General features: G+C 60.8%; 12 protein-coding genes and 2 pseudogenes. 8 read left to right on the top strand and 6 right to left on the bottom strand.

Going from position 1 to position 22,678, the window contains the following annotated elements:
- Positions 1 to 9 precede the first annotated feature (9 nt).
- Both H4I97_RS18415 and ydiJ read left to right on the top strand, forming a co-directional pair.
- Positions 10 to 1,245, top strand: a complete 1,236-nt coding sequence (locus H4I97_RS18415) for a pyridoxal phosphate-dependent aminotransferase (protein ID WP_182308330.1) — start codon at positions 10 to 12, stop codon at positions 1,243 to 1,245.
- Positions 1,246 to 1,257: 12 nt separating this feature from the next.
- Entirely contained in the window at positions 1,258 to 4,284 is a 3,027-nt protein-coding gene (gene ydiJ, locus H4I97_RS18410) for a D-2-hydroxyglutarate dehydrogenase YdiJ (protein WP_182308329.1), read from the top strand.
- A 36-nt stretch (positions 4,285 to 4,320) separates the two neighbouring features.
- Here the strand turns inward: ydiJ and H4I97_RS18405 are convergent.
- Positions 4,321 to 4,742 (bottom strand): annotated as a pseudogene (locus H4I97_RS18405) (saccharopine dehydrogenase family protein); the annotation flags it as partial.
- A 633-nt stretch (positions 4,743 to 5,375) separates the two neighbouring features.
- Between H4I97_RS18405 and H4I97_RS18400 the strand changes: the two are divergent.
- The 5 genes from H4I97_RS18400 (at position 5,376) to H4I97_RS18380 (ending at position 11,944) form a co-directional block, all read left to right on the top strand.
- The gene (locus H4I97_RS18400; protein ID WP_182308328.1) at positions 5,376 to 5,633 is read left to right on the top strand and encodes a DUF4212 domain-containing protein; all 258 of its coding nucleotides are present in this window, start codon (positions 5,376 to 5,378) and stop codon (positions 5,631 to 5,633) included.
- A 14-nt stretch (positions 5,634 to 5,647) separates the two neighbouring features.
- Complete coding sequence (locus H4I97_RS18395; RefSeq protein WP_182308327.1) at positions 5,648 to 7,414, top strand: sodium:solute symporter family protein; 1,767 nt, start codon at positions 5,648 to 5,650, stop codon at positions 7,412 to 7,414.
- Positions 7,415 to 7,505: 91 nt separating this feature from the next.
- Positions 7,506 to 9,332 carry a DUF294 nucleotidyltransferase-like domain-containing protein gene (locus H4I97_RS18390; protein WP_182308326.1) on the top strand — a complete coding sequence of 609 codons (1,827 nt, stop codon included), beginning with the start codon at positions 7,506 to 7,508 and terminating at the stop codon, positions 9,330 to 9,332.
- A 13-nt stretch (positions 9,333 to 9,345) separates the two neighbouring features.
- Positions 9,346 to 9,870, top strand: coding sequence for a hypothetical protein (locus H4I97_RS18385; protein ID WP_182308325.1), 525 nt, complete (start codon positions 9,346 to 9,348; stop codon positions 9,868 to 9,870).
- A 13-nt stretch (positions 9,871 to 9,883) separates the two neighbouring features.
- A complete protein-coding gene (locus H4I97_RS18380) occupies positions 9,884 to 11,944 on the top strand; it encodes a 3'-5' exonuclease (RefSeq protein ID WP_244658921.1) in 2,061 nt (686 codons plus the stop codon).
- Between the two features lie 89 nt (positions 11,945 to 12,033).
- Here the strand turns inward: H4I97_RS18380 and H4I97_RS18375 are convergent, their stop codons facing one another.
- A complete protein-coding gene (locus H4I97_RS18375; RefSeq protein WP_182308323.1) occupies positions 12,034 to 12,240 on the bottom strand; it encodes a hypothetical protein in 207 nt (68 codons plus the stop codon).
- A 93-nt stretch (positions 12,241 to 12,333) separates the two neighbouring features.
- Between H4I97_RS18375 and H4I97_RS18370 the strand changes: the two are divergent.
- A pseudogene (locus H4I97_RS18370) lies at positions 12,334 to 13,306 on the top strand (3'-5' exonuclease).
- 139 nt (positions 13,307 to 13,445) lie between these two features.
- Here the strand turns inward: H4I97_RS18370 and H4I97_RS18365 are convergent.
- From H4I97_RS18365 to H4I97_RS18350, 4 genes are all read right to left on the bottom strand, one after another.
- Entirely contained in the window at positions 13,446 to 14,987 is a 1,542-nt protein-coding gene (locus tag H4I97_RS18365; RefSeq protein WP_182308322.1) for a hypothetical protein, read from the bottom strand.
- 54 nt (positions 14,988 to 15,041) lie between these two features.
- Positions 15,042 to 18,908 carry a hypothetical protein gene (locus H4I97_RS18360; protein ID WP_182308321.1) on the bottom strand — a complete coding sequence of 1,289 codons (3,867 nt, stop codon included), beginning with the start codon at positions 18,906 to 18,908 and terminating at the stop codon, positions 15,042 to 15,044.
- Between the two features lie 420 nt (positions 18,909 to 19,328).
- The gene (locus H4I97_RS18355) at positions 19,329 to 20,417 is read right to left on the bottom strand and encodes an ABC transporter ATP-binding protein (protein ID WP_182308320.1); all 1,089 of its coding nucleotides are present in this window, start codon (positions 20,415 to 20,417) and stop codon (positions 19,329 to 19,331) included.
- Positions 20,418 to 20,426: 9 nt separating this feature from the next.
- Positions 20,427 to 22,673 (bottom strand): glycoside hydrolase family 2 protein, encoded by a 2,247-nt coding sequence (locus H4I97_RS18350; protein WP_182308319.1) that lies wholly within the window; start codon positions 22,671 to 22,673, stop codon positions 20,427 to 20,429.
- Between the last annotated feature and the right edge of the window lie 5 nt (positions 22,674 to 22,678).

The following is a 22,678-nucleotide window of genomic DNA, read 5'->3' as shown; positions in this document are numbered from 1 at the left end:
GAGGCAGCCATGACAATCGCGATGAAAGTGGATGAGGCGGCCTTCCGGCCCGCCTCGCGGATCGCCTCTGTCGGCGTTTCCAAGATCCTGCAAATCGGGGCAAAGGCTGCGGGGATGAAGCGCGACGGCCTTCCTGTCATCATCCTCGGTGCCGGCGAGCCGGATTTCGACACGCCCGACCACATCAAGCAAGCCGCCAAGGCCGCCATCGACGCGGGTGAAACCAAGTATACCGCGCTCGACGGTTCGCCCGCGCTCAAACAGGCGATTGCCGCGAAGTTCAAGCGCGAGAACGGCATCGATTACGCGGTCGATGAAATCACCGTCGGCACGGGTGCCAAGCAGGTCCTGTTCAACGCCTTCATGGCCACCATCGATGCGGGCGACGAGGTGATCATCCCGACGCCCTACTGGACGTCCTATTCCGACATTGTCGAAGTCTGCGGTGGCAAGTCCGTTCTGGTCTCCTGCAGTGCCGAGGCCGGGTTCCGCCTTCAGGCCGAGCAGCTTGAAAAGGCGATTACGCCGAAGACCCGTTGGGTGCTCTTGAACTCTCCGTCCAACCCGTCAGGGGCCGCCTATAGCGCTGCCGACTATCGCCCGCTGATTGAGGTTCTGCTGCGCCATCCGCATGTCTGGCTGATGGTGGACGATATGTATGAGCACATCGTCTATGACGGCTTCGACTTTGTCACGCCGGTGGCGTTGGAGCCGCGCCTGAAGGAACGGGCACTGACGATCAACGGCGTGTCCAAGGCCTATGCCATGACCGGCTGGCGGATCGGCTATGCCGGTGGGCCGAAGGCCCTGATCAAGGCCATGGCCGTGATCCAGAGCCAGGCGACCTCCTGCCCCTGCTCGGTCAGCCAGGCCGCCGCGATTGCCGCGCTGAACGGGCCTCAGGATTTTCTGAAAGAGCGGCAGGCGAGCTTCAAGCGCCGCCGCGATCTGGTGGTCGGCCGCCTGAATGCCATAGCCGGCCTCGAATGCCGCGTACCGGAAGGCGCCTTCTACACCTTCTCCGGCTGCGCGGGCGTGCTCAACAAGGTCACGCCGAAGGGCAAGACCCTGTCAAGCGATGCCGATTTCACCGATTACCTGCTCGAAGAGGCGCATGTCGCCGTCGTGCCGGGCTCGGCTTTCGGTCTTTCGCCCTTCTTCCGGATTTCCTATGCGACATCGGAAGCCGAACTGGTAGAAGCGCTGAACCGCATCGAACGAGCCTGTGCGGCACTGAAGGACTAAAACGCACTCGCCATGATCCCACGCCTCGATCGCCCGGCATCCGTTGCCGATGCACCGCCCAGCTTCTTTGAGCGCCTGATCGAGGCGGGGTTTCGCGGCGATATCGAAACGCGCGCGGGCTCCCGTATCGTCCATGCAACGGACAATTCCATCTATCAGATGGAGCCGCAGGCGGTGCTTTTTCCCCGCGGGGCGGAAGACCTGCAAATCATTGCGCGGACGCTGTCCGAGCCGGCATTCCGCAACCTCACCGTGGCTCCGCGCGGCGGCGGCACCGGCACCAACGGCCAGTCTCTGACCCATGGCATCGTGATCGACTGCTCGCGGCACATGAACCGCATCCTGCACATCGATCCGGTGCGGCGGATCGCGCGCGTTGAGGCAGGCGTGGTCAAGGACGCACTGAACCGGGCGCTGAAGCCGTTCGGCCTCTTCTTCGCGCCAGAGCTTTCCACCTCCAACCGCGCGACAATCGGCGGCATGATATCCACCGACGCCTGCGGCCAGGGCTCCTGCCTCTATGGCAAGACCTCGAACCATGTGCTGGCGCTGCGGACCGTGCTGATGGACGGAACGGATTTCTGGTCGCGTCTGCTGGAGGGCGCCGACCTTGAGGCAGCGCTTCAGCGTCAGGACCGGATCGGCGACATCCACCGTGTGGCAGAGCGCATCACGCGGGAAAAGCAACAGCGCATCAAGGAGGTCTTCCCCAACCTCAACCGCTACATGACCGGCTACGACCTTGCCCATGTGCGCCGGGATGACGGGCGTTTCGACCTCAACGCCATTCTCTGCGGATCGGAGGGCACGCTGGCGATGATTGCCGAGGCGGAGTTGAACCTCCTGCCGCTGCCGGCCGAGGTCGCGCTGGTCAATATCCGCTACAACGACTTCAACGCCGCCCTTGAGGATGCCCGCAATCTCACGGCGCTCAAGGTCGCCTCCGTCGAGACCGTAGACGAAAAGGTTTTGGGCCTCGCCAAGGGCGATATCGTCTGGACCGCGATCAGCCGCTTCTTCCCCGACGATGAGGGCACGGCTGCCAACGGCATCAACATTGTCGAGGTCCTGGCCGATAACGAGGCGGAGCTGGAGCAGAAGCTGGCGGCCGTGACCGGCGCACTGGAAAACGCGGCAAACCCGAACCGCCTGGGCCATACCGTCGCGCGCGGCCACAAGGATGCCGAAGCCATCTGGACCATGCGCAAGCGGGCCGTCGGTCTTCTCGGCAATGTCGAAGGCCCCGTGCGGCCGGTGGCCTTTGTCGAAGACACCGCCGTGCCGCCGGAACATCTGGCGGCCTATATCCGCGAGTTCCGCGCGCTTCTGGATAAGGCCGGCGTGGCCTATGGCATGTTCGGTCATGTCGACGCCGGCGTGCTGCATGTGCGCCCAGCGCTCGATCTGGCACGGCCCGATCATGTGCCGCTGGTGCGCGAGATCAGCGATGCCGTCGTGGCGCTCACCCGCAAATATGGCGGCGTGCTCTGGGGCGAGCATGGCAAGGGCGTGCGCTCGGAATATGTGCCGGAGTTTTTCGGCGACCTTTATCCCTGCCTTCAGGAAATCAAGCGCGCCTTCGATCCGGAAAATCGTCTCAATCCCGGCAAGATCGCCAGCGCGGATGCAACGCCCCTGCTGAAGATCGATGAAGTCCCCCTGCGGGGCGCTCTGGACCGTGCCATCGGCAACGACATCCGCGCCGCTTTCGACGATGCCGCCTATTGCAACGGCAACGGGGCCTGTTTCGATTTCGACGAGACGAGCCCCATGTGCCCCTCCTACAAGGCGAGCCGCGACCGCCGGCTCTCGCCCAAGGGGCGCGCCTCGCTGATGCGCGAGTGGTTGCGGCTGATCGCGGAAAAGGGGCTCGACCCACGCCGCGAGCTGATGAAGCCCAGCCGTTTCGCCCTGCCGCGCCGCGCTCTGAACACTCTCAATCCGGCCAATCGCGAGGATTTTTCCCACGAGGTCAAATCGGCGATGGATAGCTGCCTATCCTGCAAGGCGTGCGCAGGACAATGTCCGGTCAAGGTCAGCGTTCCCGCCTTCCGGTCGAAGTTCCTCGCTGCCTATCACGGGCGATATCTGCGTCCGCTGAAAGATCCGCTGGTCGCCTCCATCGAGACCCTGCTGCCTTTGATGGCGCGGCTTCGCCCGGTCTATAACGCCGTGGTGGAGACGAAGCCGGGCAAGGTGCTAATGCGTCTGATGGGGCTGACCGCCTTGCCTGCATTGCCGGAGCGGTCGCTGGACAACCAGGCGTGCCGGCTGAATGTGCCAGTGGCCGATCCAGAGGCATTGGCAAGGCTCGCCCCTGAAGAGCGCAAGGCTGTCGTGGTCTTAGTCGTGGATGCCTTCACCGCCCATTTCGATCCGGCAGTCGCCGTCGCAGCCGTCAGCCTTGCGCGCAAGCTGGGCTTCAATCCCATGTTGGCGCGCGGTCATGTCAACGGCAAGGCCTTGTATGTGCATGGCTATCTCGCCCGCTTTGAGAAGGCGGCGCACCAGACCGGAGCCTACCTCCAGAGCCTTGCCGATCTCGACCTTCCTCTTGTAGGGCTCGATCCGTCCATGACGCTCGCCTTCCGCAGCGAATATAAAACGCTGCCCGGCAATCCGCTGAAGGCGACCGTCGCCTTGCCGGAGGAATGGCTCGTGAGCATCGGTCTGAGGAACATTGCCAGCACGGCCATACAGGGGAACGTCTCACTGATGGTTCACTGCACGGAACGAACCAATGCCGCCGCGTCCATCGGACAATGGAAGGCCGTGTTCAAGGCCTTCGGGCTGACGCTTGAGATGGTCGATACCGGCTGTTGCGGCATGGCGGGAACCTTCGGCCATGAAGTCCGCAACCGGCCCATGTCCGAAACGCTCTACGCTATGAGCTGGGCCGAGACGGTGAAGCGCCAGCAACCCGAGGATATCCTGATGGCCAGCGGCTATTCCTGCCGCTCGCAGGTCAAGGCCATTGATCGTCGCAGCCTGCCGCATCCGCTTCAGGTTCTGGACCGGCTTTTCCCGGCGAACTCGTAACAAAATGGGGCAGCGCGAGCGCTACGCCTTGACGCTTCAACCAGTCAATACCCGCCAGACAGCATCCTTCAGGCGCGACACTATCGGGTCGTAGGCGCGGCCGAAGCGATTTTGCAGCACATCGTCCAGCGTGATTTCTTCCTGCCGCACGAAACCCTTCTCCGGCAACTGGCGGCGAGATGGCCGAGAACGGTGGTAAGACCGGCCGCCGCCGTAATGTGGATGAAGCTCCTTGCGCCCGGCGACGACACCGGCATAGACTTTGTTGGCATAGGTTTCCTGAATATAGCGTCCGTCCTTCCAGCCGCAAACCATGACGAATATCACCACCACGTCCTGCATGGTGGCGGGCAGGGCGGTCTCGAAGAAGTCCTTCAGCACGTCGCGGCGGTACTTGAGGTTGAGATCATTCAACAGCGCCTTGGTGATGCCTGATGACCCGGATAGCAGATCGTGCGTTATCTGAAGGTACTCGGTGACGAGATTGCTCTGATACAGAATGGCGATCAACGGCGGGATCCAGCGGGAAGGCGAGGTGGTGCAAATGGCCGCCCAGCAGCTCCTCGATCTTTCGGCCGACCTGTCGAGCCTTGCCGCGCGCGACGGACCCGTCCGGCCATCAGTGAAGCGTAGGGCAAATGTTCAGACCTGGCTGTACGGCGAGGCGAACTCCCAGCTCGGAAATGCGGCGGTGACTACGTCTTGTTTAGAGCGCATCGCCTCTGAGGCGACAACGTCGGTCAGCTCGAAATTGATTTGCGATTTCAGACTGCCTTTGGTCTGTGTCTCAGCGCCTTTTGCGGTCGGTTCCGCTCGCGACATAGCCAGGGCCCGAACCGACTTAACAATCGTTGACGAGCTGTTCAAACATACCGAGCCGGCTCTGCGGACCTGTCGCCTCAGACTTTGGTCTTACGACCAATCGTGGGCTTGGAAGTTCCCTTTGGCAGGCTAGTCTGACCATGCTGCGGGGGGAGTCCGTATTACTGAGGAGCGGTTATACGGCCGACGACGCGATGCTCGTCCGGTCCTGCGGCGTGGTGGAGGAGTTCAGGCACAGTTGATGTCTGAACGCAGAGGGAGGACCATTCATGACGGACAAGTCGTCCAATGCCTATTGGGCAGCGAATATTCGCGTTATCTACATATGTCTGGCCATCTGGGCGATCGTATCTTACGGATTCGGCATTCTGCTGCGTCCCATGCTGTCCGGCATACATGTCGGCGGCACTGACCTTGGTTTCTGGTTCGCCCAGCAAGGTTCGATCATCGTCTTTATCGCGCTGATTTTCTATTACGCGACGTACATGAACAAGATCGACCGCGAATTCGGCGTCGACGAGCAGTAAGGCGGACATTTCATATGGATCAGTATACCCTTAATCTGCTGATCGTGGGCGCGTCGTTCGCGATCTACATCGGTATTGCAATCTGGAGCCGAGCTGGTTCCACCGCTGAATTCTACGCCGCAAACCGCGGCGTTCATCCCGTGCTGAACGGCATGGCGACTGCAGCGGACTGGATGTCTGCGGCTTCGTTTATCTCCATGGCCGGCCTGATCGCCGGCGTTGGTTATGCCAACTCCACCTACCTGATGGGCTGGACCGGCGGCTACGTGCTGCTCGCGCTGCTGCTGGCGCCTTACCTGCGCAAGTTTGGCAAGTATACCGTGCCGCAGTTCATCGGCGATCGTTTCTACAGCCAGAGCGCGCGCCTTGTCGCGGTCATCTGCCTGATCATTATCTCGACCACCTACGTTATCGGCCAGATGACCGGGGCCGGCGTCGCATTCTCGCGCTTTCTTGAAGTCGAGTCCTCGACCGGTCTTTGGATCGCTGCGGCCGTCGTCTTCGCCTATGCGGTTCTCGGCGGCATGAAGGGTATCACCTACACGCAGGTTGCCCAGTATGTCGTGCTGATCATCGCCTACACGATTCCGGCGATCTTCATCTCGATGCAGCTGACCGGCAATCCGTTGCCGTGGCTCGGCCTGTTCTCGACCCATACCGAATCTGGCCTGCCGCTGCTGCAGAAGCTTGACCAGGTCGTCACCGACCTCGGCTTCAATGCTTACACCGCACAGGGCTCCATGCTGAACATGACCCTGTTCACCTTGTCGCTGATGATCGGTACCGCGGGTCTGCCGCACGTCATCATCCGCTTCTTCACCGTTCCCAAGGTCTCTGACGCACGCTGGTCGGCTGGCTGGGCACTGGTCTTCATCGCGCTGCTCTATCTGACGGCTCCGGCTGTCGGCGCCATGGCACGCCTGAACATCATCAACACCATCTTCCCGAATGGCCCTCAGGCCGAGGCCGTCCTTTACGACGAACGCCCCGACTGGATGAAGACCTGGGAGGTCACCGGTCTTCTGAAGTTCCAGGACAAGAACGGCGACGGCCGTATCCAGTACTACAACGACAAGGCTGCGGGCTTCGCCGAAACCGCAACCCAGCGTGGCTGGACCGGCAACGAACTGGATATCAACAACGATATCCTGGTTCTGGCAAACCCGGAAATTGCACAGCTTCCGGGCTGGGTCATCGGCCTCATCGCCGCCGGCGGTCTTGCCGCTGCTCTGTCCACCGCAGCGGGTCTTCTGCTGGCCATCTCGTCGTCGATCAGCCACGACCTGATCAAGGACTGGCTCGTTCCGGGCATTTCGGAAAAGAACGAGCTCATGGTCGCTCGTGTCGCTATGGCGGGCGCGATCCTGGTGGCAACCTTGCTCGGTCTTCACCCGCCGGGCTTCGCCGCTCAGACCGTGGCCTTGGCCTTCGGCCTTGCCGCAGCGAGCATCTTCCCGGTCCTGATGATGGGCATCTTCTCGAAGCGCATCAATTCGACCGGCGCGACCATCGGCATGCTCGTCGGTTTGATCGTGACCTGCCTCTATCTGTTCACCTATCTCGGCTGGTTCTTTATCGCCGGCACGAACATGCTGGAGAACGTTCCTGCCAACTACCTGTTCGGCATCCCGCCGGCAGCCTTCGGTCCGATCGGTGCACTGCTGAACTTTGCGGCAGCCTACATCGTATCGATGGTGACCGCAGCACCGCCGGCTCACGTACAGGAACTGGTGGAATCGATCCGGGTGCCGCGTGGCGCGGGTCAGGCAACCGGTCACTGAGATCGCATAGACAAACGAACGGGCGGCGAAGGCCGCCCGTTCACTTTCCTCAACCAAGGTTCGACCGCACGACCGGTCCGTTGGGGTCCTGATGGCTGCAGCCACCTCTGATATCCTGAAGTTTCTCGAGACCGTTCACCCCTACGACAGCCTGCCGCGTGCTGAACTCGAGCGTGTCGCCGGATGCTTTATTTGCAAGAAGCTGACAGCCGGCGCGGAAGTGTATGCCCAGGGTGAGCATCTACCCGGCCTTTTCCTGGTGATGGATGGCAGCGTCGAGGTAAGGGATTCGTCCGGCACCGTCATCTCGCAGCTTTCCCCCCGCAATTCCTTCGGTGAACGTGGACTGATGGTCGACGGGCGCGCCGTGACCAGCGCATGGGCGCTGACAGATCTTCTCCTGCTGATCCTGCCGGCGGGCGAATTCAAGCGGTTGATGAGCGAGCAGCCGGTCTACGCCCGGTTCTTTACCCGCGGTCGGCTCGCCGACGTCAGGCGTAGCGAAATGGCGCTGCGCAAGATCGGCGACCTCATGTCTAAGCCGGCGCTCGTCTGTTCGCCTGAAGACAGCGTCCGTCAGGCCGCCGAAGTCATGCGGGACCGGAAGGTCTCCAGCCTCGGAGTGGTGGAGAAGGATCGTTTTGTCGGTCTCATCACCACCCGTGACCTCGCGTCGCGGGTCGTCGCCGAGGGCCTTGATCCGGCCACGACACCCGTCTCGGCGGTGATGACGCGACAGCCGCTCGGGCTGACCGAAGACGCTCTCGGTTCGGATGTGCTCAATTTCATGCTGGAGCATGGCGTCGGACACCTGCCGGTGGTGAACGGCGATCGTTTGGAGGGGATCGTCACACAGACCGACCTGACTCGCTTTCAGGCGAGAACGTCGGCTCTGATGATCGGCGAGATCGCAGCTGCCGAACACGTGTCCGAATTGCGCCAGATCACCGACCGCATCCCACAACTTCTGGCGCAGTTGGTCGGCGGGAACCAGGCCCATGAGGTAGTGACACGCCTGATTACGGATGTCGCGGATGCAGTGACCCGTCGTCTGATCGTGCTCGCCGAACGCGAGCTTGGTCCTCCGCCGGTCCCCTATCTCTGGCTTGCCTGCGGCAGCCAGGGGCGCCAGGAGCAGACGGGCGTCAGCGATCAGGACAACTGCATCTTTATCGACGACAGTTTCGTCGAGAGCCAGCGGCCGTGGTTCGAGAAGCTTGCCCGCCGGGTCAGCGACGGTCTCGATGCGTGCGGCTATGTCTATTGCCCCGGCGACATGATGGCGACCAATCCACGCTGGTGCCAGCCGGTGCATGTATGGCGGGGCTATTTCTTCGGCTGGGTCGAGGCTCCGGAACCCATGGCGCAGATGCTCGCAAGTGTGATGTTTGATTTGAGACCCATAGCTGGCACGGGAACACTGTTCCATGATCTGCAGGCGGAGGTTCTCGACAGGGCCAGTCGCAATTCGATCTTCGTTGCCCATATGGTCAGCAATTCGCTGAAGCACGCGCCGCCCCTCGGCCTTTTGCGTGGCTTTGCCACGATCCGGAGCGGAGATCATCGCAACCAAATCGACATGAAGCACAACGGCGTCGTGCCGGTCGTCGATCTGGGGCGGGTCTACAGCCTCATGGCGCGGTTACCGCCGGTCAATACGCGTGCCAGGCTGTTGGCGGCCGAGGCAAGCGGCGTCATCTCCAACGCGGGTGCACGCGACCTGATTGCCGCCTATGACCTGATCGCCGAAATGAGACTGCGTAACCAGAAGAACCAGGTTAAGGCGGGCCTCAAACCGGACAACTATCTCGCGCCCTACGACCTCGGAGACTTCGAGCGCTCCCATCTGCGGGATGCGTTCGTCGTTGTCAGAACAATGCAATCGGCGCTCGCCAACAGCGGACGAGCGCCCGCATAAAGGATCTACTATCGTGTTTTTCGAGTTGATTGCGGCTGTCGTGGCAGGTGTGGCGGTGGCTGGCGTTGCAATGGGGTTGCGCTGGATCAGCCGTGGCCTCCTGCCGAAATGGATCGTGCCTGCGGCGGCGGGTCTCGGCATGCTGAGTTATGCGATCTGGAGCGAGTACAGCTGGTTCGAGCGCAATGTTGCAACGCAGCCCGCCGGAGTGATCGTCGCCTGGAACAATGAGCAACGTTCTTTCTGGAGGCCGTGGTCCTACTATCGTCCGGTGGTGACGCGATACAGCGCCGTCGACACGAGAACCGTGCAGCGCCATCCCAAACTGCCCGATCAGGTGATGGTCGATCTCTTGCTCGTGGCGCGCTGGGAACCGACTGCGCGGATCAAGGTCCTGTTTGACTGCGCCGGCGGTCGGCGAGCGGATCTCATGGGGGAAGATGTAAAGGTTGCCGAAGACGGCACGATCAGCGGAGTGACCTGGACGGATCTGCCGCCTGGCGATCCACTTCTGGGCATCGCCTGCAAACGGAGTTGATACGGCAGTGATCATGAGAATCGGACTGCGCGGCCGCGTTCTTCTTTTCTTCGTCGCTATTGCGTTCGGCTCGGTTGCGGCGCTCGGCATCGGCCTGTGGTTCGGATATCACCGGCAGGGCAGCCCCGATATGCTCAATGCCTTTGTCCAGGTCGCGGTGGTCGCCGTCTTTGGCATCGTCGCGCTCGTTGCCGGCATCTGGCTCCTGTTCGATACGTATCTGGCGCGTCCCATGGAGCAACTGGCCTGGGCCTTGCGCGTGCGCACGCACGCGGATGTTGCCGACGAAATCGACGCGGCTCAGGCACGGTATTTGGGTGATCTGGCTGAGGCCGCGGCCTCGGCCACGGAGACGCTTTCGAAGAACCGCAATTCGCTTGCCGAGACAGTGGCGCGGGAAACGGCCCGACTTGCATCGGACAAGAACAAGCTCGAACACCTGCTATCCGATGTGCCGCCCGCTGTGCTCCTGTGCACCGGTCGGCATCACATCGTCTTCTATAACAGTGTGGCCCACCGGATGTTGTCCGGGCCGAAGACCCCAGTCTGTCTCGGAAAGAACCTCTTCGATTATCTGAACGATGGCGCCATTCGCCAGGTGCATCAGCGCCTGCTCGAATCGGCGCTGCCGGGCTCCATCGTTGAGTTCGTCTGCAACAGCCCCTGCGGCTCCAGGCGCCTGGCCGGGCGGATGCGACTTGCCCGCGACAACGGCGGGGACGCCGCGGCCTATGTCATGACGCTGCGCGATGTAACGGGAGAGGTCGAAGCCTATGCACGGCGCGACGCGTTGCTGAGCGAGATATTCGAGCGGGTTGGCCCGACCGTCAGGGCGCTTGCGGCCCGAATTGGAGCCGACGACGACGGAACGCTTTCGCTGGCAGCGATGAAGGATGAAATTGAGTGGCTTGATGCGAACCTTGCCGATCTCGCGAGCCGGTTCGACAGCTGTCGTGTCGACGGTTGGCCTATGGCACCGGTCGACGCCCGAGAACTGGCGGCGAGCCTTCACAGGCTGCTGTCGTCTGACGACATTCCCTTTGCTGTTGATGCAAGCGCTCTTGCGTTCCGCTGCAATGCCTTCGACATGGTCTCGCTGCTTGACCATATCGCCCGGAAGGTAGCGGCCGAGGCCAATGCCGGGGAGCTTCGGCTGGTAATTCGCGAGGTTGGCGATGCAGCCGAGATCCGTCTCGGCTGGCAGGGGCGAGCGCTCGCCGAGAGCGAGCTGGAGCGTTGGCTCGCCGAACCGGTGGATGGAAGCCCGGGCGGGCTCTCGGCAAATGCGATCCTGGCCGCGCATGCGACGACACTTGCACCGGGTGGGGAGAAAGATAATGCCTCGGTCAGCCTCTTCCTGCGACCGATCCAGCAACGTGAAGCGACTCCCGCCGACACACCCTTCTCGGTGGTCTATGATTTCGATCTGCTGTCGCGCGAGCAGTCGGAGCGGATGGCAGAGGCACGCATTGACGATCTCGCCTATGTTGTCTTCGATACCGAGACGACTGGTCTCTTCCCCGAACGCGGCGACGAGATCGTCCAGATTGCCGCCGTGCGGATCGTCAACGGCAGGCGTGTCCCGGGCGAGGCCCTCGATCTGCTCGTCAACCCGGGGCGTCCTATCCCGCGCGCGTCCTCAGCGATCCATGGTGTGACCGATGCCATGGTCGCCGACGCCATCAGCGTCCAGGAAGCGGTCGAGCGATTTCATAGTTTCGCCGAGGGCGCCGTTATCGTCGCCCATAATGCGCCCTTCGACATGGCCTTTCTTTCGCGACGGGAAGCGGAGCTCGGCATCCGGTTCGTCAATCCGATCCTCGACACGGTGCTACTGTCGGCGGCCGTCTTCGGGCTCAGCGAAAATCATACGCTTGACGATCTGGTGAACCGGCTCGGAGTCGACCTTCCGTCGAGCCAGCGTCATACGGCGATGGGCGACACCCTGGCTACGGCTGAGGTTTTCCTCAAGCTCAAGCAGGTCCTCCAGGCCCGGGGGATCGAGCGTCTCAACGAGGTCCTCACGGAAGTAAAGCGCTATGACAGGCTCTTGCAGGCGGGAAGCCAGAGGTAGCGCTTGTCTCTTCTCTTAGGCCGCAAACAAGGTTTGCTGAACAAAAGGGATTGAAGGCGTTCGCTTGCGTTTGGCTCGCACACCCAGCGCTATTCATCTATCAGGCCATCAAATACTTCCAACATCGCGTCACTGATGGCTTTGCCAACCGCGGTCGCCGTACTCACAAGCGCCTCCTCGTCCATCTCGCGAGCGGCCATCGCAAAAGCGGCTCCTTCGGACGTTACGATTTCTCGCGCCCGCTCGATTGCCCATAAGGCGAAGTCGCTGCGGTTGTTGATTTCTACGGTTTCCATGTTTGCTCCTGATTTGTCCGAGCGAATGGTTTATACCGATTTTCCGTACAATGCAGTCTGGAGAGTTCGTTTTGAGGTGAGCGTGAGAAACGCGTGACGCAGCAGTTCGATCTATTTGTTTCACGCGAGGCGGCTTCCGCGAAGGCCACTACTTCATTGCTCCCGAAGCGCCAGCCATCTCCTGCCTTGAGTGAGGACGACATGGTTCGGCAGCTTCAGGCCACCGGCCGATATCGTATCCTGAAAAAGCTTGAGCCCCGGACAGTCACGGCAACGGCGCGCCCCGGGGTTTCCGCTGAAGGGCGTCGTTCTCGACACCGAAACGACCGGCCTCAACCATCGCAAGGACGAAATCATCGAGATCGGCACTGTTGCCTTCACCTTCGATGATCTCGGCAATATTGGCGATATCATCAGCGTCTACGGGGCGCTCCAGCAGCCGAGCATTCCGATTCCCGAAGAGGTCACGCGCCTGACCGGCATAACCGACGAAATGGTGATCGGTCAGACCATCGACCTAAGTCGACTGCGCGCACTCCTTGACGGCGCCGATCTCGTCATCGCCCACAATGCGGGATTCGATCGGCCATTCTGCGAGGCCTTTTCGCCCATATTCGACGGCAAGGCGTGGGCCTGCTCGGTTTCGGAAATCGATTGGGTATCACGTGGCTTCGAAGGAACCAAGCTTGGATACTTGATCGGGCAGGCGGGCTATTTTCACGAGGGGCATCGAGCAGTCGATGATTGTTTTGCTCTGCTCAAAGTTCTGGCAGGAGCTGGTACCGTTGGCGGACAAACGCCGTTTGCCGAACTCTACCAAGCCAGCCAGCGTACTCGTTTCCGAATATTTGCCGAAAACAGTCCATTCGAGATGAAGGAGCACCTGAAAGCACGTGGATATCGCTGGTCGGATGGCAGCGATGGTCGCCCAAAATCCTGGTGGGCTGAGATTGCAGAAGAAAGTCTCGACGACGAACTTCGCTATTTGCGCTCGGAAATTTATCGATGGGAAGAGGCCGATCCCCCGATTAGGCGGCTTACCGCGTTTGATCGCTTCAAAGCATAATGGCGGCCAGTATAGAGCCACTCGAACTGTTCGAGCACGACGCCGAACATCCGGAGCGTGCTTGGTTCAAGACGACCAGTTAGTCCGGCGCTTACGGCATCGAGGATCGCAAAACAGGTACAGGCACAATGAAGATATCCTATTTGGTTTCCAGCTCTATCGTTCTGACCAACAACTCGATCGCATCCGAGGACGACCATACCGTATTGGTACCGCGCTCAATACGACGGATGTCTTCAAGGATGACAGAGTTTTCATATCCGAACGATTTAACGAGGTTCTTTTCGGAAACTGCGAGGAAGGGGTTGTCGTTCACCCGCGTCTTGTGCTCCAGCGTGACGGCCTGCGTCGAAATCGTCTTCTTCCCGTTTTCGATTTTCTCAACAAGGAAAGTCGGAGCGTTCTTGCTCATGTCTGCGCCAGCGTCTTTCCATTGCTGCCTGACCTTGGGATCCTCCCAATAGAGATCCCGCACTTTGTTGTAGAGTTTCCGAGCCGGCTCTCGCCATTTCTTCACAAGGTTATATGCCTTCTGCCTTTGCCCGGCCTTGATCGCTTGCAAAACTTCGGCGTGCCCCTCTGCCATTTTTCTGAGAAGAGTCGTCTCTGCTGCGTTGAGTTTGCCGATCGCCCTTTCCCAGGCATTGACGTCGAGGCCCTTCTTCAGCAAAGCGGAGACCTTCTTGAGGTCGACGGCCACGTCCGCCAGACCGCCCAGTGCTTTACGGACGATTTTGCCCTCCCCCTTGAGCTTGCGAATATCCTTGACGCCCCTGATCAGCGAAAGCGCATCGAGCGGACTGTTAAATCCGGTGAATTCAAAGCCTTGGTCGTTGAACTCCGTGAACGGGACTGGGTTGTATAGATTGCCGAGCTTTTGGAAGACTCCCGCCCAGGCTCTGGCCGCCTGCATCTCGCCGTACCGCTCCTGCGACACCGTGTTGGCGTTGAGGTCGCGAAGGTAGGTGCCTTGAACCGCAGCGATCCCAAGCCAGAGCTCGTATCCGCCGACATTGGAGACCTTGATTGTAGGCTGGATCTTTCCCGTGGTGTCGGGCAATTGCGTCGTCTCGACCTTGGCCTTGGCGTTCGTCTTCCTAAGCTCTTTTGATAGGTGCTCGGCGATCACCCTCATCGCCTCAGGCTTGTCCTGAATCGACCCGGAGATGACGATGAGATGATTTCCTGCGTCGTCGGGTACTGGTGCGCCGATCTCGATCGGGCCGACACTAACCGAAACGTCAGGCCTCCTCGGGACTGTCTTAGGTGGAGGCGCCGCCGCGCCGGGCCGGGCCTTGCGAACTCCGCGGCTCGGCGCTGAGGACGTACCGAGACCGCGCCCGCCTGAGTTGAGCCCAGCGTCGTTGCGCCCGATTCGATTGTGTATACGGGTCAGCAGGTCATTGCTTAGCGATGTACTCAGTTCGAGCTTGAGGAGCCGACTGAGGCCGGATTTGCTGTCGCCGAGCTTTGCTGCGATCTGCTTCAGGTCACCACCCGGGGCACCCGCTACCAGGGTCTGAAAGTCATGCACGCGCTTGCTGATTCCTGCTCGGTCGTTTGCATGGATCGGAAGCGCCAGGAGACGTATGAGTTCCTTTTCGGAAGGCAAGGTAGCCGCGCTCGTGGCCTTGGCGTAGGCAGCGGACCACTCAGTGCTCTTCGACACATTGCCTGGCATTGGGTAGCGCTTTCATCCGCACCTCCAACCACGGATCATGGCGATTGACCAGGATCATTCCTCGCCATCGTGCGGCGCGGGTCCGTGATAGTAGACGTTCTTGACCGCCTCGATGTCCGGGTCGCCGAGGTCGTCCTTGATGATCATCTCAGCCCGGCGAATAGCGTTGAGCCCCTTGATCCTGAGGTCCTCCTGGGCACTCTTCACGTCGATGATGCGATGCAATTGCTTGAACTGCTCCATCGCTGAATGGGTCCCGGGCAAGACTTCGATATAGAGCCCGTCGTCGCACGGGATAACAATGTCCTCGTTCCGCCGGGATGACTGGAGCAGCTTCTTCAACGCTTCGCGCAACTCGGGCTTTAGCTCGTCGAAGGTTTCGGGATGGCCTTCGTGCTGGTAGTGCTTTTTCAGGCAACACACATAGTCGGCGAACTCCTCAAGGGTCATGTTGCCGATCGGGTCGGGATCGGACACGCCATATTCTCCTTCTGCAAGCTTGACGTAAGGCTCCATCATGAAATCGGTGAGTGGGTTCGCTTTGTCCATTGGGAAAACGAGGTAGTTACACCACGCGCCCAAGCGCTTATAGATGTTGGCCACCTGCGACAGAGGAACAGTCTTGATCTTGTCCGCCTCCTCGATCGGGGGCTTGCTGACGCCAAGCCCGCCGGTCGCATGGACCCATCTCGTCTCTACTGCGGCGATGTCAGTGGCGGCTGCGAGAACCGTGGGATTGACCCTTATTGGCCTCGTCTTATCCTTCAGGAAAACCGGGACCGGCACGTCCTTGAGTTGCAAGAAGAGTTGATCGTCCGGAATATGCGACCAGATCGCCTGCATGTAATAAAGGATGTTCTGCCAGACATGGTCAATTAGCCGATGCACCTGGCCGAGTTGGGAGAGGTGCCGAGACAGGCGGTCGGTGTAATCGTTCTGCATCGATTCCAACGTGGAGATGGCACCGAGGACGCGTGACGCAAGATCCTGTCCCTCCTGTTGCTCACGCTCGTATGCATCGCGGGCTGCACCCTCGCGCAACTGATCAGCTTGGTTGGCTTCGCCCTCGCCCGTGATCATGTCAAGGGCGCCCTCGACAAGCCCGCCGACAATAGGCACGCCTCCTGCGATGTCACCCACCGCTCCGACGATATCGCCCAGAATACCGCCTCCTCCCTCCGAGGACTTGGCGGTGCGTTCGATTTGTTTTTGAAGGGCGGCATAACGCAACCCAGCAAGTGCACGGCGTTCAGCGAGATCCTGCTTTAGTTCCTCGACCAGTTTGCGCTGACGAAACAACGCCTCGCGCATCTCGCGAAGCGCAACATCATCGCTGATCAATGTGGTCGAGACATAGCCCAATGCCGGCGCATAGGACGGATCGAGCAATACCCGACTTAGGATCCAATCGTGCCTGATCAACCAAGTATGGTTGATCTCACTCGGTTTGGGCACCTCCATTGCCACAAACACGACCGACTGCAAGGCATGGAGCTTTTCCTCGATCCCGATCCGACGCTCGAGCTTGTAGAACAGGTAGGTGCAGGCGATCTGGTTGTTCGGGTTCTTCATGATCCCGGACTGCGTTACCTCCTCTTCGAACGTTTCCTCGGTGGAGATTTCGGTCTTCAGCTCGTTCTTGACCTCCTCCGTCGCCTTTCGAATTGCCTCGTTGAACTCCTTTTTGACCGAACTCGAGTGCTTTTCTACGTCTCGGCTGAAAGTAGTGGTGCTAGACCCGCTTATCCCCATCCCGCCACCGCTGGACTGCTCGCCGCCGCCGCCGCCGCCCGCACCGGCGCCGTAGCTCACGGCGCCAGTCGAAGTCATGGCGAAATTGGTCTTGGCTGTGGCGCGCTGGAGAATCTCGGATTCCACCCGCGAGGTTGACTGTGTCTCGCCGGTGCGGCGCTCAAAGCGCGATTCGACTTCCTGAATGGCGCGCCGAGTCTTGCGGGCCGTTCGGCGCGTATATCTGCGTTCCTCCTCGGGTGCCAGCGGGATCGCACTGACCAGTTCGCCTACCTGGTAAGCCTTTAGGGTCCAGACCTGCTTATACGTGACGAGCACACCGAAATTGACGCTTCGGTGCTGTTGGCTCGCCGCAAAGTGGCGGAATGGGTAAGCCCGGCTGTGCTGGGCCTTCAGCTCTTCAATGATGGTGTGGGTCGGGCGGAACGGCCGAGTCGACTCTGCCTCGAGCACCAGCCGTCTCGCTAAAGAGACGATAGCATCGGCATCTGCTTTCATGAGTTGGAGCTTGGCGCGAAGCTCCAGCGTCTCAGGCCGTAGGAAGGGAGTTAGGCCCGCCTGGACCAGCGACGACGTGGTCAACTTTCCGATCAGCAGGTCAAAGAGGTCGCGGCTGCCGTCGATGCTGTCGATGATGTCGCCACGCAGCTGCAAAATCTCGCCGGCGATCCGCTTGAGATGCGTTCGAGCCGGCTGAGGCAGCGCGGCCCATTCTTCTCGTGTGATGATTACCGCGCTCGACACTTCGTCATAACCGGTATCGGCAACTGTGCCGATATCGAGCAACTCGTTGAGGAACAGGTTGGCATCGAAGATTCCTGAGAATAGCCCCCAAAAACGCTTGACGGCCGGCGCACCGCCGCGTTCCACAAATTTATCATAAGCCGCCTCTGCGTCTTTCAAGAAGCGGTCGTCTAGCGCCTCCTGCCAGATCGGCTCGAACGCGACCTGCAAGTCGTTGAAGAAATGAACCGACGGGACCTCGGCCGGGCCTGGCGCAAATGTTAGCTTGGCCAGGGCGCTTGAGACGCCTTCGGCGGTTAGGACGGGTTCGAGTAACTGGTCCTTGCCTGTCGAGTCAGGACCGAAGATCAAGCCGTCCTCCGGCGAGGCTTGCCGTTCCATCAATTCGCTGATCGCCCGGCGACTGTCGTAGGCGGGCGAGCTTTCCTCCCCGTTCTCGGGCTCGTGTGGTTCGGCGCCGACACCGCCGGTTGCCGGCTCTTCCTCGTCGTCCTCATGCCCTTGATCGTGATCTGCGAGGCACGCCTCGGCCTCTGTCTTCGGCCGGCATGGGTCGTCCACCGGCAAGCGGCGGAAGATCGAGGCGGGTTTGTCGAGGGAGATCCCGAGCAGATCCTCGAGTTCTGCCTCGGTCAACAGCGCCTCCTGGTTGCCGCCGCCGGGGAGCTTGGCAATTTGTTCTTTCGTGAGCACCAGCCGCGCCGTGCGCTCTGCCGCCATTTTCTCGCCGACCTCAGGTTCCAGCTTGCCCAAAAGCACACCGAGATCAGTCTTCAGCACCTTTTCGGCCACGTCCGGAATGATTTCCGGTGCTGCCGCGAAGCGGCCGCGCGTGCGCTCCGCCGGTGTAACCGTCGAGAGACCCTTCGATAGCGCCGGGGCGACCTTGTCGCGGAACAGGTCGCGCCGAGCCTTGATGTCGGTCAGTTGTTCGTCGAACACCTCTTCCTCCGCCTTGCGCATGGCAGCACGTTGCCGGCGCTCGGCCGCGGCGTCCAACCGGGGCCTCCGTTCTGACTGGTGTGTGGTGACGCTGACCTTCGCGAGTAACTCTTGTGACAGCTCGATCAGAAAGTATTCTCGTGGCGCCGCATTTTCGCGAACTTCCGTCTCAAACAGCAGCCGTTGCTGCCGTGGAACGTTCGGGCGGTCGGGTGCGTAGAGACGCAACTGAAGATCGAGCGAGCGGCTGGCGGCCCCGCATTCAACCGGAAGAGGGATGGTGAAAGCACCCGAAGCCTCGACCGAAGACGACCCCAGCCGGACCAGCTCATCGCTTCTTCGCACGTCGAGCGCTTCAACGATCAATCCGCCGATGCCTGTACCATTTTCCAGGATTACTCGGCCGGAAACGATGTAGTACCTGCCGGGCACCTCGCCCTTCGACGCATCGCCGATGGGAGATTGGATCGCCGAAGCCGCCATCGAACGTCTCCTTTCTCGCCTGCCGAAGAGTGGAAACGAAAAAGTCGACTACAAGCAGGGGATCCCTACCCAACCCCATCAAGCGTTGCGCCGACATTCCAAATTGTGCGGTCCAGGAACCGGCATCAGAGGACTGCACTCGATAGTCGCATCCGTCTCTCTCATCCGCGAGTATGGTACATCTCAAACGCTTTAATGGGAAGATGCATTGCTCCCTTGGCTGGTTGGACCTCTAACGGTGTCTTCGTCATCTCGAGCGTGGTCATCGTAAAACTAGAAGTTGATGTGGCGAAACCTGATGAACGACCAAATTCGAAGGGTACTCCGTCGACTCGAACAAAAGGCATGGCGATCGTGCAAGGCCGGGAGAACGAACCGCCCAAAGAGGTGGGTTTTGCTTTTTCGGTCCGGACATGAGACTCACCGAATTCGCACTCCACTCGCGTCGAAGAGGAAACACTTACCGAGGTCGAGACCCACTGTCAGTTGGCTGCAGTCCTCTTCAAACCGAAACCCTTCCTGCTCGACGATGATGCGCTCGTCAGGCAAAAGATCGGCATAGATGTAGCTCGTATTGCCGAGATGCTCGGCCACGTCGACATCGATCGTCAGGTCGGCATCGCCTTCGCCGGCGGGAAGAAAATGCTCCGGCCGAATACCGAGGCTCACCGCCTCGCCGACGGCAACCACGCCTGCGCCGACGGGAAAGTCGAGCCGCATATCGGGTCGGCTTGCAAGCGCAACCGTCACATGGCCGTTTCCAGTCGCAGCGACCTGGCCTTTCAGGAAGTTCATTCGTGGAGAGCCGATGAAACCGGCGACGAAGGTGTTGGCAGGATCGTCATAGAGTTCGAGCGGCGCGCCCACCTGTTCGACGACACCGGCGCGCAGGACAACGATCTTGTCTGCGAGCGTCATCGCCTCAACCTGGTCGTGGGTGACGTAGATGACGGTCGACTTCAATGCCTTGTGCAGCTTCGCGATCTCGACGCGCATGTGCACGCGAAGTTCCGCATCGAGGTTGGAGAGCGGCTCGTCGAAGAGGAAGACGTCCGGGTGGCGGACGATGGCGCGACCGATCGCAACGCGCTGGCGCTGGCCGCCGGAGAGCGCCTTTGGTTTCCGCTCCATCAGGGGGTCGAGCTCGAGAATGCGGGCCGCGTCGTCGACGCGCCGGTCGATCTCCTGCCTGTCCATGCCGGCGAATTTCAGGGCAAAGCCCATGTTCTCGCGAACCGTCATATGCGGGTAGAGCGCGTAGGACTGGAAGACCATGGCGATGCCGCGCTTCGACGGATCGACATTGTTCATCGCCGCGTCGCCGATCGTCAGTTCGCCGGAGGTGATGTCCTCGAGCCCCGCGATCATGCGCAGCAACGTCGACTTGCCACAGCCCGACGGCCCGACGAAGACGACGAATTCGCCCGCGCCGATCGTCAGGTCGACGCCCTTGATGATTTCGAGGGCGCCGAAGCGCTTGCGTATGTCGGTGAGGCGAACATCGGCCATGACGGGACCTCAGCTGACGGTGAAGGTGACGGATTGAGGGACGAAGCGGCGGCTCGCGACGACAAGTTCGATGCTGCCTTGCTCGTCGCCGGCTTCTACCCAGAACCCGGTGGCACCGCCCTTCAACGTATGGTCCGCGGGGCCGATGATGCGGCCCGGACCCGAAAGGGCAAGCGAGACCGGCTCCTCGAAATAGGGAAGCAGGTTGCCACACTGGTCCAGGGCGCGCACGACGACGCGCACCGCATCCTTTTCACCGGCGCGGAGCTCCGTGTCGTCCGCCTTGACCTCCAGGGTCGTCGGAACCGGATCGGCAGGCAGAACCAGCGTCTCGACCACCTTGCCGTCGAGATAGCCGGTGATCGTTCCCTCGCGCCAGACGCGGCCCCAGGAGCCGAATTCCTCCTGCGTGACGGTCCGCAGGTCGAGGACGACCGGCGGGTGAGGAAGATGCGGATAATTTTCCCGGTCGGGATAGATCCGCTTTGCCGGCCATTCGCCGAACTTGACGTCGACATAGTCGCAATTGGTGAGGACGATCAGCGGCAGCACGCCGCCGATATTGCGTTCTCCGCGCGCCCAGAAGGTGACCGGCTGCAGCACGACGTTGTCTGCCGGATCGCCCTGGCTCGCATAGGCATAGGCCGCGAGTTTCGGGATGCGGTACATGTCGAGGACGCCGTGATAGCAGATGCGGTCGCCCGAACCGAAATCCTTGTGGGTGTTGTAGTCGAACATGCACCAACCGGTGGAGCCGGCGATGTTGCCGTCGCCTGCGGCTGCGTTGAGCACCAGAAGGTGACGGGTCACATGCTCGGCCTGGCGTTGCTCTTGGTCGAAGCGCTTGGTCGGGTACATGTGGCCGTTATATTCGGTGATCATGTAGGGTATCGGCCTGGTGATGCCGGTCGTCTCCACCCTGTCGCGCAGGACGACGCGCCCGCGGTTGTTGCCGGGCAGTTCCTCGTTGCCGAGGATGAAGTCGTTCATTGTGTAGACGTCTTCGAGCAGTTCCGAATTGGTGATGAAGCGCACGCCGCCGGTCTGGCGCGTTGGGTCGAGTTCGCGGGCGAGCCGGTTCGTCTCGGCGTAGAAGTCGTGATTGTCCTGGCTCTCGTTGATCCGCACGCCCCAGATGATGATCGACGGATGGTTCCAGTCGCGTTCGATCATGCGGCGGACGTTCTCGATCGATTCCTGCTGCCAGGCCTTGCCGCCGATATGCTGCCAGCCGGGGATTTCCTCGAAGACGAGGAGGCCGATCTCGTCGCAGCGGTCGAGGAACCACTTCGACTGCGGATAGTGCGAGGTGCGCACGATATTGCAGGCAAGCTGGTGCTTCAGGATGTCTGCATCCTTCTCCTGTCCGCGCCGGCCCATGGCATAGCCCGTGTGCGGCCAGGACTGATGGCGGTTGAGGCCGCGAAGCTTGAGCGGCTTGCCGTTGAGCAGGAAACCCTCCGGGGTGAAAAGCGCAGTGCGGAAGCCGAAGCGCTGCGTGACTGTGTCGCTGCCATGCTCTGTCTCGATCGACAGGGAGAGCGTGTAGAGTGCCGGATTGTCGATGTCCCAGAGTACAACACCGTCGAGATCGGAGAAGCTGAGGATTGCCTCCCTGCCATCGAGCGCTGCAGACGCAGACGCAACCTTGGTTCCGCTCGCGTCGGCGATGGTCGCGATTAGTTTACCTGAGAAGTTCCGTTCTTCCGGGTTGGCTAGGAAGACGCGTGCGGTGACGCTCTTCTTTTCCGCGAGCGCATCGGGTGTCTCGATCTTGACGTTTCCGATCGAGACGGGGCTTGCGACCTTCAGCCAGACGTCACGGTAGATGCCCGCATAGCAGAGATAATCGATCTGGCCGCCGAAGGGCGGGATTTCGGGGTTCTCCGAGCCGTCGACCTTGACGGTGATCAGGTTGTCGCCGGGCACGAGGTGGGAGGTGAGCCGCGCCTCGAAGGGTGTGTAGCCGTCCTTGTGGGTGACGATCTCGCGCCCGTTCAGATAGACGACGCTGTCGGCCATGGCGGCATCGAAGACCAGCGAGACCTCGCGGCCCTCGAATTCACGTCGCCAGGCGAGGACCTTCTGGTAGGTGAACGGCTTCTGGTATTCGGTCTCGTCGAAATAGTTGTACGGCAGTTCGACGGCGCTGTGCGGCAGACGAACGGTCTCGCCCTCCTGCAGGGCGGAGACGCGTGCCGGCTCGAAGCCGTGGCGAAAGAGCCAGTTGCCGTTGAAATTCTCGATGATGCGCATGGACC

The sequence above is a fragment of the Ciceribacter thiooxidans genome (genome assembly GCF_014126615.1).
GTDB classification, from domain to species: Bacteria; Pseudomonadota; Alphaproteobacteria; order Rhizobiales; family Rhizobiaceae; genus Allorhizobium; species Allorhizobium thiooxidans.
Note: the sequence above shows the minus strand (reverse complement) of the source record. Positions and strands in the feature narration are given on the sequence as shown.

Coding starts and splice junctions, on each gene's coding strand:
- H4I97_RS18415 (WP_182308330.1), top strand. CDS start 10: ATGACAATCGCGATGAAAGTGGATGAGGCGGCCTTCCGGCCCGCCTCG.
- ydiJ (WP_182308329.1), top strand. CDS start 1,258: ATGATCCCACGCCTCGATCGCCCGGCATCCGTTGCCGATGCACCGCCC.
- H4I97_RS18400 (WP_182308328.1), top strand. CDS start 5,376: ATGACGGACAAGTCGTCCAATGCCTATTGGGCAGCGAATATTCGCGTT.
- H4I97_RS18395 (WP_182308327.1), top strand. CDS start 5,648: ATGGATCAGTATACCCTTAATCTGCTGATCGTGGGCGCGTCGTTCGCG.
- H4I97_RS18390 (WP_182308326.1), top strand. CDS start 7,506: ATGGCTGCAGCCACCTCTGATATCCTGAAGTTTCTCGAGACCGTTCAC.
- H4I97_RS18380 (WP_244658921.1), top strand. CDS start 9,884: ATGAGAATCGGACTGCGCGGCCGCGTTCTTCTTTTCTTCGTCGCTATT.
- H4I97_RS18375 (WP_182308323.1), bottom strand. CDS start 12,240: ATGGAAACCGTAGAAATCAACAACCGCAGCGACTTCGCCTTATGGGCA.
- H4I97_RS18365 (WP_182308322.1), bottom strand. CDS start 14,987: ATGCCAGGCAATGTGTCGAAGAGCACTGAGTGGTCCGCTGCCTACGCC.
- H4I97_RS18360 (WP_182308321.1), bottom strand. CDS start 18,908: ATGGCGGCTTCGGCGATCCAATCTCCCATCGGCGATGCGTCGAAGGGC.
- H4I97_RS18355 (WP_182308320.1), bottom strand. CDS start 20,417: ATGGCCGATGTTCGCCTCACCGACATACGCAAGCGCTTCGGCGCCCTC.
- H4I97_RS18350 (WP_182308319.1), bottom strand. CDS start 22,673: ATGCGCATCATCGAGAATTTCAACGGCAACTGGCTCTTTCGCCACGGC.